Annotated in this window: 9 protein-coding genes; 4 read left to right on the top strand and 5 right to left on the bottom strand. The window is 71.7% G+C overall.

Annotated elements, in window-relative coordinates; genetic code table 11:
- Positions 1–3: 3 nt before the first annotated feature.
- The 4 genes from ACZ43N_RS08375 to rsmH all read right to left on the bottom strand — a co-directional run bounded on the left by ACZ43N_RS08375 (position 4) and on the right by rsmH (position 5,425).
- Positions 4–1,680: a UDP-N-acetylmuramoyl-L-alanyl-D-glutamate--2,6-diaminopimelate ligase gene (locus ACZ43N_RS08375; RefSeq protein ID WP_468095933.1), complete on the bottom strand. Its 1,677-nt coding sequence runs from the start codon at positions 1,678–1,680 to the stop codon at positions 4–6.
- 83 nt (positions 1,681–1,763) lie between these two features.
- A complete protein-coding gene (locus ACZ43N_RS08370; RefSeq protein WP_468095932.1) occupies positions 1,764–3,731 on the bottom strand; it encodes a peptidoglycan D,D-transpeptidase FtsI family protein in 1,968 nt (655 codons plus the stop codon).
- Between the two features lie 5 nt (positions 3,732–3,736).
- Positions 3,737–4,357, bottom strand: a complete 621-nt coding sequence (gene ftsL / locus ACZ43N_RS08365) for a cell division protein FtsL (RefSeq protein WP_468095931.1) — start codon at positions 4,355–4,357, stop codon at positions 3,737–3,739.
- A gap of 111 nt (positions 4,358–4,468) precedes the next feature.
- The gene (gene rsmH, locus ACZ43N_RS08360; RefSeq protein WP_468095929.1) at positions 4,469–5,425 is read right to left on the bottom strand and encodes a 16S rRNA (cytosine(1402)-N(4))-methyltransferase RsmH; all 957 of its coding nucleotides are present in this window, start codon (positions 5,423–5,425) and stop codon (positions 4,469–4,471) included.
- Positions 5,426–5,780: 355 nt separating this feature from the next.
- On the opposite strand from rsmH, the gene ACZ43N_RS08355 reads away from it, so the two are divergent.
- The 4 genes from ACZ43N_RS08355 to ACZ43N_RS08340 all read left to right on the top strand — a co-directional run bounded on the left by ACZ43N_RS08355 (position 5,781) and on the right by ACZ43N_RS08340 (position 11,487).
- Positions 5,781–6,389, top strand: a complete 609-nt coding sequence (locus tag ACZ43N_RS08355) for a beta-class carbonic anhydrase (RefSeq protein WP_468095928.1) — start codon at positions 5,781–5,783, stop codon at positions 6,387–6,389.
- A gap of 285 nt (positions 6,390–6,674) precedes the next feature.
- Positions 6,675–7,715 (top strand): AAA family ATPase, encoded by a 1,041-nt coding sequence (locus ACZ43N_RS08350; RefSeq protein ID WP_468095927.1) that lies wholly within the window; start codon positions 6,675–6,677, stop codon positions 7,713–7,715.
- A complete protein-coding gene (locus ACZ43N_RS08345; protein ID WP_468095926.1) occupies positions 7,712–9,076 on the top strand; it encodes a DUF58 domain-containing protein in 1,365 nt (454 codons plus the stop codon). The genes ACZ43N_RS08350 and ACZ43N_RS08345 overlap by 4 nt, the downstream gene beginning before the upstream one ends.
- A complete protein-coding gene (locus ACZ43N_RS08340; protein WP_468095924.1) occupies positions 9,073–11,487 on the top strand; it encodes a transglutaminase TgpA family protein in 2,415 nt (804 codons plus the stop codon). The genes ACZ43N_RS08345 and ACZ43N_RS08340 overlap by 4 nt, the downstream gene beginning before the upstream one ends.
- A 368-nt stretch (positions 11,488–11,855) precedes the next feature.
- On the opposite strand, the gene ACZ43N_RS08335 is transcribed toward ACZ43N_RS08340, so the two are convergent.
- Complete coding sequence (locus tag ACZ43N_RS08335; RefSeq protein ID WP_055716614.1) at positions 11,856–12,257, bottom strand: DUF3040 domain-containing protein; 402 nt, start codon at positions 12,255–12,257, stop codon at positions 11,856–11,858.
- Positions 12,258–12,488: the final 231 nt, after the last annotated feature.

Below are 12,488 nucleotides of genomic sequence, written 5' to 3'. Positions count from 1 at the left end.
AGTTCATCCCTGGGTCTGCTGGATAGCTTCGCGGAGCACCTGGCGGTCGTCGAAGGGACGTACCACGCCGGCGATGTCCTGGCCCTGCTCGTGGCCCTTGCCCGCGACCAGCACGGTGTCGCCGGGTTCCGCGCGGGCCACGGCCGCGGCGATCGCGGCGGCACGGTCCTCGAAGAGGAGGACCTCACCGCGCTCGTGGACCGGCACGGAGGCCGCGCCCTCGAGCATGGTGGCGAGGATCGCGAGGGGGTCCTCGGAGCGGGGGTTGTCGGAGGTCAGTACGGCCGTGTCGGCGAACCGGGCGATGGCGGCGCCCATCGGCGCGCGCTTGGTCCGGTCCCGGTCGCCGCCGCAGCCGAGCACCACGTGCAGCCTTCCCTCGGTGACCTTGCGCAGTGCCTTGAGCACCGACTCGACGGCGTCCGTCTTGTGGGCGTAGTCGACGACCGCGAGGTAGGGCTGCCCCGCGTCCACGCGCTCCAGACGGCCCGGTACGCCCGGCACGGCGGCGACGCCGTCGGCGGCGGTCTGCGGGTCGATCCCGGCGACGGCCAGGGCGACGATCGCGGCGAGGGTGTTGGCGACGTTGAACGGGCCCGGCAGCGGTGACCGGGCGGTGATCCGCTCGTCCTTGGGGCCGATCACGGTGAACGTCGAGTCCATCGGGCCGACCTCGACGTCCACGGCGCGCCAGTCGGCGTCGGGGTGCCCCTCGGCGGAGAAGGTGACGACCGGGACGGTCGCCTCCTTGGTGAGCCGGCGGCCGTACTCGTCGTCGAGGTTGACGACGCCGAGCCTGCTGCGCTCGGGCGTGAACAGCCCCGCCTTGGCCTGGAAGTAGTCCTCCATGTCGGAGTGGAACTCCATGTGCTCCGGGCTGAGGTTGTTGAACACGGCGACGTCGAAGACGCAGCCGTCGACCCGGCCGAGGACCAGGGCGTGGCTGGAGACCTCCATGACGACCGCGTCCACGCCGCGTTCGCGCATGACGGCGAAGAGGGCCTGGAGGTCGGTGGCCTCGGGGGTGGTGCGCTCGGACTTGATGCGCTCGTCGCCGATGCGCATCTCGACGGTGCCGATGAGCCCGGTGGAGCGGACCGTCCGCAGGCCGCCCTCGACGAGGTAGGCGGTGGTGGTCTTGCCGGACGTGCCGGTGATGCCGATCTGGAGCAGGTCGCGGCCCGGGCGGCCGTAGATCGTGGCCGCCAGCTCGCCCATCCGTGCGCGCGGGTCGTCGACGACGAGGACCGGGAGACCGGTGGCGGCGGCGCGCTCGGCCCCGCTCGGGTCGGTCAGGACGGCGACGGCGCCGAGGCCGGCCGCCTGGTTCACGAAGTCGGCGCCGTGCAGCCGGGCGCCGGGCAGGGCGGCGTACAGGTCGCCGGGGCGAACGGCGCGCGAGTCATGGGTGATGCCCGTGACCCCGGCCGCGGCTTCCCCGGTCTCCGGCTGTGCGGCACCCAGGTGTCCGGCGAGCTCCGCGAGGGGTGTGGCGGAGACCTGGGCCGGCCTGGGCGGTCCGGCATATGTCACGGAAACGCCCTTCTGGGTGATGGGGGACTGATCAGCGTGTGGCACGGCGGTGAGCGTACCGGGCGCACCCCCGCCGGAGCGAAGCGAGGGTTTGTGCGCGGGCGGTGGCGAGGCGTTGTTCCCGGAGTCGGGAGTGATCATGATCACGAGTACGTTCCTGGCTGGTTGCGCTGATCAGAGGGTGATCAGGGAGGGGTCAGCGGTACGGGGCCCGCCGGGCGGCGGGCGGGTCAGGGCTTGAAGCTGACGGGCAGGTTCGCCGGCCCGGCGCCGGTCGGCGGGACCTGGAGTGTCTTCAAGGCGAACTCCATGACCTCCTTGTAGATGGGCCCGCAGATCTGGCCGCCGAAGTAGTTGCCCTTGGTCGCGTTCTGGATGGCGCAGTACACGGTGATCCGCGGCTTGTCCGCGGGTGCGAACCCGGCGAACGACGAGGTGTAGCCGCTGTACCTGCCGGTGGCCGGATCAACGCGGTTCGCCGTACCCGTCTTGCCCGCGACCCGGTAGCCGGGGATGCGTGCCTTGGTGCCGGTGCCCTCCTCGTCGTCCACGACGGACTCCAGCATTCTGGCCAGGGTCTTCGCCGTCTTCCCGCTCACGACGCGCGTCTTCTTCGGCTTCGGAGCGGGAGTGAAGCGGCCGTCCGGTCCCTTGGTGCCACGGACGAGGGTGGGCTCCACGCGGACGCCGCCGTTGGCGATCGTCGAGTAGACGGAGGTCGCCTGCATGGCGTTTATGGAGACGCCCTGACCGAAAGGGATCGTGTACTGCTGCGACGTCGACCAGTCGCCGGGCGCGGCGAGGATGCCCTTGGTCTCGCCGGGGAAGCCGAGCCCGCTGTAGCTGCCGATGCCGAACTTGCGCAGGTAGGAGTGGAGGATCCGATTGGACTCCCGCTGAGTGTCGCCGAGTTCGCCGGTGGCGAGGATCGTGCCGATGTTGCTGGACTTGGCGAGCACGCCGTTGAGCGTCAGGTACCAGGTCGGGTGGTCGATGTCGTCCTTGAAGAGGCGGTCGCCGCGGTGCAGCCGGTTGGGCACGGTGACGTGCGTCTGCGGGGTGGCGACGTTCTCCTCCAGTACGGCGGCCATCGACATGACCTTGGCGGTGGAGCCGGGCTCGTAGGCGTCCTGGAGGGCCGCGTTGCCCAGGGCGTCCGGGTTCGCCTTGGTGAGGTCGTTGGGGTCGAAGCCGGGCGAGTTGGCCATGGCGAGGATCTCGCCGGTGCGGGTGTCCTGCACTATCACGTAGCCGCGGTCAGCCTTGGACTTCTTCACCTGCTCGGTGATGGCGCTCTGCGCGGCCCACTGGATGTCGCGGTCGATGGTCAGCTCGACGTCCGAGCCGGCCACGGCGGGGGTCTCGGCGGAACCCGCGGTGGGGACGAGACGGCCGCCGGACTGGGCGTAGCGGATCTTGCCGTCCTTGCCGGCCAGCTTGCTGTTCAGCTGCTGCTCGATGCCGCCGCCGCCCTTGCCCTCGGCGTTGACCCAGCCCAGTATCCCGGCGGCGAGGTCGCCGTTGGGGTACACGCGTTTGCTGCTGGGCTCCTGGAAGACGCCGGCCAGGAAGTTGACGGTGCTCCGGTCGTCCTTGGACTTCTTGACGAGCGCGGCCTTCAGATCGCTGATCTGGTTCCAGACCTGGGGGGTCTGGCGGCGGGCGAGGAGTACGTACCGCGTGTTCCTGGTGCGCAGCTTCTGGGCGATCGTCTCCTGCTCGGCGCCGAGGATCGGCGCGAGGAGCGCGGCCGCCTGCTCGGGCCCGTCATCGACCTTGAGCTGTTCACGCGTGAACATCGTCGGGTCGGCGGTGATGTCGTTGGCGTCCGCGCTGATCGCCAGGTCGACGCCGTTGCGGTCGGTGATCCCGCCCCGCTCGGCGGCGAGGACCCGGCCGACGTAGCGGTTCCGCTCGGCCTTGGCCGCGTACTCGTCGGCGTCGACGGCCTGTACCTGGAGCAGCCGTACGACGAAGGCGATCATCACCAGGGTGAGCGCGAGGCTCACCAGGCGCAGCCGGGGGCGCGGGCTGCCCAGGCGGATGGTGCGCGGAGCCGGCCGCCGGGGGGTGCTCGGCCGGCGCTGCCCCGCGGGGCGGGCGCCGGGTCCGGGGCGCCGCTGCCGGCCGTCCTGTCGCACGGGCCGGGCGGGGCCCGGTACGCGGCGGCGGGGCGGCTGCCTGCCTGAATCGGCCACTTCCGTCACCTGCCGGGGTTCGTCGAGAGCGGCGTGGACCGCACGGGCGGGCCGGTGGGGGCGGGCGCGCCTCCGGGGGCGACACCGCGGACGGCTTCGGAGGTGGCGCCGGGGGCCGATGCGGGCGGCCGGGTCGCCGCGGAGCCCGACGGCGTGGAGGGCGAGGTGGGCGTGGGAGTAGGGGGCGGGGTGGGGCTCAGGGAGGGCGCGTGACCGAGCGCCTCGGGAGGGAGGACCAGGGGCACGCTCGCCGGCGACTGCGGCGCGGCGGGGCTCGGGACGCCCTTGACACGGCCGTCCGGGCCCAGGAAGGCCGGGTCGCCGCCGGGCACCATGCCCAGCTCGCGGGCGCGGCGCTGAAGTGCCTCGGGGGCGGAGTAGGCGTCCACGTCCCGCTGGAGTGCCTGTTCCTCGTCGGTGTAGTTCTTCACGTCGTCCTGGAGGTCGTCGAGGAGGAACGACCCTTCGCTCAGCGCGGAGTTCAGTACGAGGAGGCCGATGAGGCCGCCGCCCAGGAGAACGACGACGAGGAGGACGAACGGGGCGCGGGCGGCCCGGCCGGAACCGGCGGGCAGGAGCCGCGCGAGACGGGCGGCCCGGCCCCTCAGTTCGGGTTTCCTGGTCACACACCCTCCCTGCCAGATCGCTTCTCGGACTCACTCCCGGCGTCGGCGAGTTCGATCGTCGGACTCACCACCGTCCCCCTCACGCGGCGTGTTCCGGCCGCCTCGTCCGCGTCACTCGACGTCCTCCCGGATGCGCTCGGCCCCACGCAGCCGCGCGGGGGCGGCACGCCGGTTCTCGGCGACCTCTTCCTCTGTGGGAAGTTCGGCACCACGGGTGAGGAGCTTGAGCCTGGGCTGGTAGCGCTCGGGGACGACGGGCAGCCCGGGGGGCGCGGTGGAGGCTGCACCCGCCGCGAACACCTGCTTGACGAGGCGGTCTTCGAGCGAGTGGTACGACAGCACGGCGATCCGGCCGCCGACCGCGAGGGCCTTGACGGCGGCGGGGATCGCCCGCTCCAGCACGGTGAGTTCGCCGTTGACCTCGATGCGCAGCGCCTGGAAGGTGCGCTTGGCGGGGTTGCCGCCGGTGCGCTTGGCGGCCTGCGGCAGGGCGTCGCGGATCAGTTCGACCAGGCGCGCGCTGTTGCTGAAGGGCTCCTTCTCGCGCTCGCGCACGATCGCGGAGACGATCCGCTTGGCCTGCTTCTCCTCGCCGTACGCCCGGAGGATCCGGACGAGTTCACCGGCCGGGTAGGTGTTGAGGACCTCGGCGGCGCTGATGCCGGTCGTCTGGTCCATGCGCATGTCGAGCGGGGCGTCCTGGGCGTAGGCGAAGCCGCGGTCGGCCTCGTCGAGCTGCATGGAGGAGACGCCGAGGTCGAACAGGACGCCCTGGACGTGCGGGACGCCCAGGCGGGCGAGCACGTCGGGGAGTTCGTCGTAGACGGCGTGCACCAGGGTGGCGCGGTCACCGAAGGGGGCGAGCCGTTCCCCGGAGAGGCGCAGCGCCTCCTTGTCGCGGTCGAGGGCGACGAGCCGGGCTTCGGGGAAGCGGGTGAGGAGCGCCTCGCTGTGGCCGCCGAGCCCGAGTGTGCAGTCGACGACGACGGCGCCGGGCTCCGTGAGGGCCGGGGCCAGCATGTCCAGGCACCGCTGGAGCATGACGGGAACGTGTCGGCTCTCGGTCAAGGGGCCCTCTCAAGTCCGGCGGGCCGTACGCACCGCCGGGTCCCCGCCCGCTCAGGAAGGGGAAGCCGGCCGGCGCCGGAAGTGCCGGCCGACCGGGAGCGGGAGGAGGCCGAGCCGTACGTACGCGCCGCGCACGCGGGGAGATGCCGGGCAGTGACCGGATCTCTCGGTGATGTCAGTCCAGCAGGGGGTTCTCGCCTCCCGCTCCGCGTCACTTTAGTCCACGGCCTCTCGCGGTCAATCAACCGGCCTGCGCGTCGCGACGCCACCCGCGGAGCGAAGCTCGGAAAGCAGAGAAATCACTCGGAGTGGTGCAATCCCGCCACCCCTGTGGGTTACCTCACAACAACCCTCAATGACGTTCTTTGTCCCCTCTCACAGAGCGCCAACGGCTCCCGTGACCAGTAACGTCATGGCTATGACGACCTCCGCATCAGTTCCCACCGAAACCGAAGGCGCCATAACCGCCGGCACCGTCACCGACCGGCTGGTCGAGGCGAACGGGCGGTATGCCGCCGCGTTCACCGACCCCGGGATGGACGCCCGCCCCGTCCTGCGTGTCGCCGTCGTTGCCTGCATGGACGCCCGCCTCGACCTGCACGCCGCGCTCGGCCTCGAGCTGGGCGACTGCCACACCATCCGCAACGCGGGCGGCGTGGTCACCGACGACGTGATCCGCTCGCTCACCATCAGCCAGCGCAAGCTGGGCACACGCAGCATCGTCCTCATCCACCACACAGGCTGCGGCCTGGAGGCCCTCACCGAGGACTTCCGCACCGAACTGGAGGCCGAGGTCGGCCAGCGTCCGGCCTGGGCCGTGGAGTCCTTCCGGGACGTGGACCAGGACGTACGGCAGTCCATGCAGCGCGTGCGGACCAACCCGTTCCTGCTGCACACCGATGACGTGCGAGGCTTCGTCTTCGACGTGAAGACGGGTCTGCTGCGCGAGATCAGCCAGGCCTGAACGGAGTCGAACCGGCCACGCGCACCCGCCCTCCCCGCACACCCGGACGGCCTTCCGGCGCCTGGGGTTCCTGTCAATCTCCAGGCATCTCGGCGTTCAAAACGGTGCAGGCCTGACAAATAGCCGACCGTTATCCACAGGCGAGTGACACGAATCGGTAACGGCAGCAAGAATGCAAGTGTGGCAACACGCGGAACTGTTTGCGCGTGGTGCCCGTGTTTCGGGGTGGGCCGGTCCGCATCGCAGAGCGTCGGCCCGGAGAAAGAACGGGCCGAGGAGGGCCGGGTGACGACCTATGACGATCGAGCGAGCCTCACTGATCTGACCAGCACTGTGGAGCGAGTCCGCAGTTCGGTCGAGGCGGTGATCGAGGGCAAGCCTGAGGTCGTACGGCTTTCGCTGACAGTGCTGCTCGCCGAGGGACATCTTCTGATCGAGGATGTCCCCGGCGTCGGCAAGACCATGCTGGCCAAAGCACTGGCGCGGTCCATCGACTGTTCGGTACGGCGTATCCAGTTCACGCCGGACCTGCTGCCGTCGGACATCACGGGTGTGTCCATCTGGGACCAGCAGCGCAAGGAGTTCGAGTTCAAGCCGGGCGCGATCTTCTCGCAGATCGTGATCGGCGACGAGATCAACCGCGCGTCACCGAAGACGCAGTCGGCGCTGCTGGAGTCCCTGGAGGAGCGCCAGGTCACGATCGACGGACAGACGTACGAGCTGCCGCACCCTTTCATGGTGGTGGCCACGCAGAACCCGGTCGAGATGGAGGGCACCTACCCGCTCCCGGAGGCCCAGCGGGACCGCTTCATGGCCCGCGTCTCCGTCGGCTACCCCAGCCCGGAGGCCGAGCTCCAGATGCTCGACGTCCACGGCGGCGTCTCTCCGCTGGAGGACATGCAGCCGGTGGCCCACGCCCATGACATCGTGAAGCTGATCGAGGCCGTCCGCGGCGTGCACGTCGCGGAGACGGTGCGGCGCTACGCGGTGGACCTGGTCGGCGCCACCCGCACCCACCCCGACCTCAGACTCGGCGCCTCGCCGCGCGCCACGCTGCATCTGCTGCGTGCGGCGAAGGCGACCGCCGCCCTGAGCGGCCGGGAGTACGCACTGCCGGACGACATCCAGTCGCTGGCGGTGGCGGTCCTCGCCCACCGGCTGCTGCCCACCGCGCAGGCCCAGCTCAACCGCCGGACGCCGGAGCAGGTCGTCCAGGAGATCCTCCAGCGCACGCCCGTGCCGCAGGCCGCGCCGCCGCAGGGCGGCTTCGGCTCGGCCCACCCGGCGCCCGCGTATCCGCAGCAGCCGCCGCGGAGGCTTGGATGACCACCGCGGGGCCCGCGCCCACCCCCGAGCAGGACAAGGGCGGGCTGCGCACGGCTCTCACCGGGCTCACCACACGCGGGCGCTCCTTCCTCGCCGCCGGAGTGGCGGCCGCGATATGCGCGTACGTGCTCGGGCAGAGCGATCTGCTCCGGGTCGGTCTGCTGCTCGCCGTACTGCCGCTGGTCTGCGCGACCGTGCTGTACCGCACCCGGTACCGGGTCGCGGGCAGCCGGCGCCTCTCCCCCGCGCGGGTGCCCGCCGGCAGCGAGGCCCGCGTCCACCTGCGGATGGACAACGTCTCGCGGCTGCCCACCGGGCTGCTGATGCTCCAGGACCGGGTGCCGTACGTGCTCGGTCCGCGTCCCCGGTTCGTCCTGGACCGGGTCGAGGCGGGCGGCCGTCGCGAGGTGTCGTACCGCGTCCGCTCCGATCTGCGCGGCCGCTATCCCCTGGGACCGCTCCAGCTGCGGCTGACCGACCCGTTCGGGATGTGCGAGCTGACCCGCTCCTTCTCGACGTTCGACACCCTGACAGTCATCCCGCGCGTGGAGGCACTGCCGCCGGTACGGCTGAGCGGTGAGGCGAAGGGGTACGGCGACGGCCGGCAGCGTTCGCTGGCGCTGGCCGGCGAGGACGACGTGATCCCCCGCGGCTACCGGCGCGGCGACGACCTGCGCCGGGTGCACTGGCGCTCCACCGCCCGCTACGGCGAACTGATGGTGCGCCGCGAGGAGCAGCCACAGCGCGCCCGCTGCACCGTCCTGCTGGACACCCGGGCCGTGGCCTACCTGGGCGCGGGCCCCGACTCGGCCTTCGAATGGGCCGTCTCGGGCGCCGCGTCCATGCTGGTGCACATGCTCGAACGCGGCTTTTCGGTCCGGCTGCTGACGGACACCGGCAGTTCGGTGCCGGGCGAGGGGGCCGACGGGTTCGCGGGCTCCAGCCAGGAGTCCGCCGACGCGGCCGGACTGATGATGGACACCCTCGCGGTGATCGACCACTCCGACGGTACGAGCCTCTCCCCTGCATACGACGTGTTGCGCGGTGGCAACGAGGGGCTGCTGGTCGCCTTCCTCGGCGACCTCGACGAGGAGCAGGCGGGGTTGATCGGCAGGATGCGCCGGCGCAGCGGCGGGGCGATCGCCTTCCTGCTGGACAGCGACACGTGGACCCGTGAGGCGGGCGAGGTACCCGGCGCGGGCCGCGAGAGCGCGGGCGAGGAGTCGCTGCGCCTGTTGCACGAGGCGGGCTGGACGGCGCTGAGCGTGCCGCGCGGCGCCTCGCTGGCGGACCTGTGGCGCCAGGCGGACCGGCAGCGCATCGGCATGGTGTCCGGCATCGGGACGGAGGGACGGTCATGAGTGGTCGGGCGAGGCTGGCGCTGTGCGCCTGGGCCGCCACGATCATGGCGGCGTGCGCCCTGCTGCCGCTGGTCGAGCCGGCGACCTGGATCTTCCAGGCGGCCGTCATGCTGGCCGTGCAGAGCGGGGTGGGAGCGCTCGCCCGGCGGGTACCGCTGGCCCGGGCGCTGACGGTGGCGGCGCAGGCCCTGGTCACGCTGGTGATGCTGGCCCTGGTCTTCGCGCGGCAGCAGGCCGTGGCCGGGCTGTTCCCGGGCCCGGAGGCGTTCCAGCACTTCGCATCACTGCTGCGGGCCGGTGCCGATGACGTCGGCCGGTATGCCATCCCGGCGCCGCTGACCGACGGCATCCAGCTGATGGTGATCGGCGGGGTCCTGGTCATCGGCCTCATGGTCGACGCGCTCGCGGTGACGTTCCGCAGCGCGGCCCCGGCCGGTCTGCCGCTGCTGGCGCTCTACTCGGTGGCGGCGGGGCTGTCCGACGGCGCCGCGTGGCTCTTCTTCCTGATCGCCTCCGTCGGCTATCTGATGCTGCTGCTGGCCGAGAGCCGTGACCGGCTCTCGCAGTGGGGCCGGGTCTTCGGCGGCGCCTCGCGCGCTCCCGCCGTGGAGGCCGGCGGCGCCGTCGCACCGGTCCGCACGGGGCGGCGCATCGGCGCGGTCGCGCTGGGCATCGCGCTGGTGGTGCCGCTCGGGCTGCCCGCCCTCGACGGCGGACTGCTGGGCGGGGCGGGCGCCGGGATCGGCGCGGGCTCCGGGGGCGGCACGATCGCCGCGGTGAACCCGTTGGTCCAGCTGAGCGAGAGCCTGAACGTCGACCAGGACCGCCAGGTCCTCTCGTACCGCACGAACACCGACAACATCCAGGAGATGTATCTGCGGATCGTCTCCCTGGACGACTTCGACGGCACCTCCTGGAAGCCCACCGAGCGGTCCATCACCGGGGTCCCGGACGACTTCGGCACGCCCAACGGCCTGGGTCCCGACGTCAAGCGGAACGAGATCGAGACCCGGATAGCCGCGGCGAAGGACTACGCGCAGAACTGGCTGCCGATGCCGTATCCGGTGACGTCCGTGGACATCGACGGCGACTGGCGGTACGAGCCGGTGGGACGCACGTTGGTCGGCGACCACGGCCAGGACACCAAGGGCGCGCAGTACACGGCCAGGAGCCTGATCGTACGGCCCACCGCCAAGCAGCTGGCCGCGGCGCCCGAGCCGCCGCCGGCCCTGAAGCGGGAGTACACCAAGGTGCCCAGGTCGCTGCCGCCGGTGGTGGCGCGGACCGCTCGCGAGGTCACCGCGGGCTCGGCGAACGACTACGAGCGGGCCGTGAAGCTCCAGGACTGGTTCGCGTTCAGCGGCGAGTTCACCTATGACACCGAGGTGCAGAGCGGGACCGGCTCGCGGGCCATCTCCCGGTTCCTGCAGGAGAAGGAGGGCTTCTGCGTCCACTTCTCGTTCGCGATGGCCTCCATGGCCCGTACGCTGGGCATTCCGGCGCGGGTCGCGGTGGGGTTCACACCCGGCACTCCGGAGGCGAACGGCTCGATGTCGGTGGGGCTGCGTGACGCGCACGCCTGGCCCGAGCTGTACTTCGAGGGCGTGGGCTGGACCCGCTTCGAACCGACCCCGAACCGGGGGACGACGCCCGAGTACACCCAGCCCGAGGCGTCCGGTGACAACGGCCTGCCCGATGTGCCCCGGCCTTCGGAGTCGGCGTCCTCGGCGCCGTCCGCGGAGCCGTCGGAGAGCGAGAGCTGCACGGCACAGCAGGTGCGTCTGGAGGGCGGCTGCTCGTCCGAGTCCGCGGCGGCCCTGCCCGGTTCGGACGACGAGGAGCGCGGTTTCTGGGGGCTGGTGTTCTTCTCCCCCTGGACCCTGCTGACCGTGCCCGGGGTGCTCGCGCTGCTCGCCCTTCCGCTGCTGCCGATGCTGTGGCGGATGCGGATGCGGTCCGTACGGCTGGGCGCGCACGGGCGGACGCCCGCCGAGGCCGCGGCCCATACCCTGGCGGTCTGGCAGGAGGTGACCGACACGGCGTGGGACTACGGGATCACGCCGGACGAGTCACAAACGCCACGCAAGGCCGCCGCGCGGATCGTGCGGCTGGGTCGGCTCGAACAACCGGCCGAGGCAGCGGTGCACCGGCTGGCGGCGGCCGTGGAGCAGGTTCTCTACGCTCCGCACCCGCAGGTGGCGGCGGGGCTCGCCCAGGACGCGCACCAGGTGGCGGCCGGGCTCCGGGCCCGGGTCGGCCGCCGGTCCCGCTTCCGGGCGCTCTTCCTGCCCCGTTCGACCGTCCGCGTGACCTGGGCGGCATCGGCCCGCTGGTCGGCCCTCATGACCGAACTGGCGGCTCACCGCCCGACCCTGCGCCGACCATCGGCCCCGACCGGCCAGAACCACTGAGGGCTCTGCCGGGCACGGGATGAGTCTGCCCCCACCGGGTTCGCCCGGTGGGGGCAGATGTGTGTCAGGGACGGCCGGAGCGCGACGGACTGCCTGCCGCGGGCGTGTGAACACCGGCGATGCACGGGCGGCTTCGGTCAGCGGGCAACAAGGCACGAGCCGTCCCGTACGACGGGGAGCCGATGCCGGGGCGTGTCACGGAGGGCGACCTGCGCGAGAACGAACGGCGCGAGGACGGCCGGCGCGAGGACGGCCGGCGCGAGGACGGCCGGTGTTCGATTCTGGACATGAGTGAAGGGTGACCGCCACTCGGGAGGTCACCCTTCATCTGTCTCAGGTATGGCGGGAGGGCCGGAACCCCTGAGGGCTCAGTGGCCGCCCTGTTCGTCGCGGCGGCGCTGCCAGCGCTGTTCGATTCGATCCATCATGGAGCGGCGCTGTCGTGTCTGACGACGGGCACCGGCGGAGCCTGTGGGACCGGTGGGCTGCTCACCCGGCTTCGGGGCCTTGCGCCAACCGGTGACGGCGAGCACGGCGCAGCCCAGCATGACGAGGAAACCCACCACGCTGACCCAGATCTGCTGTGCGACCATTCCGGCCATGAGGAGCGCGATACCCACCAGAAAGCCCGCGACCGCCTGGTAGACCCGCCGCCGGGTGTACGTACGCAGCCCGCTTCCCTCAAGCGCTGACGCGAACTTGGGATCTTCGGCGTACAGCGCTCGCTCCATCTGCTCGAGCATGCGCTGCTCGTGCTCTGAGAGCGGCACGGAGTCCTCCTCATCGTGCGGTCGCCGGGGCGACCCGGGGGGTCCTCTTCAGGATAGGCAGGGAATCGCCCCCTTGAAACCCGCCCCTCTACGCCAATTCGCCAACCGGAACCCGCCATGGCACCCCGACTCGCTGAGGTGTGGATTCCCCAGCGAACGGCCCGTCATGCCGGACGGTCTCCCTCGATCATACGGCTCCGAGCGCCCGATCGGGGGGCCTGTGGCGTACTC

It is taken from the genome of Streptomyces sp. NPDC030814 (assembly GCF_055572155.1).
This window is presented reverse-complemented; position numbering and strand designations above follow the sequence as displayed.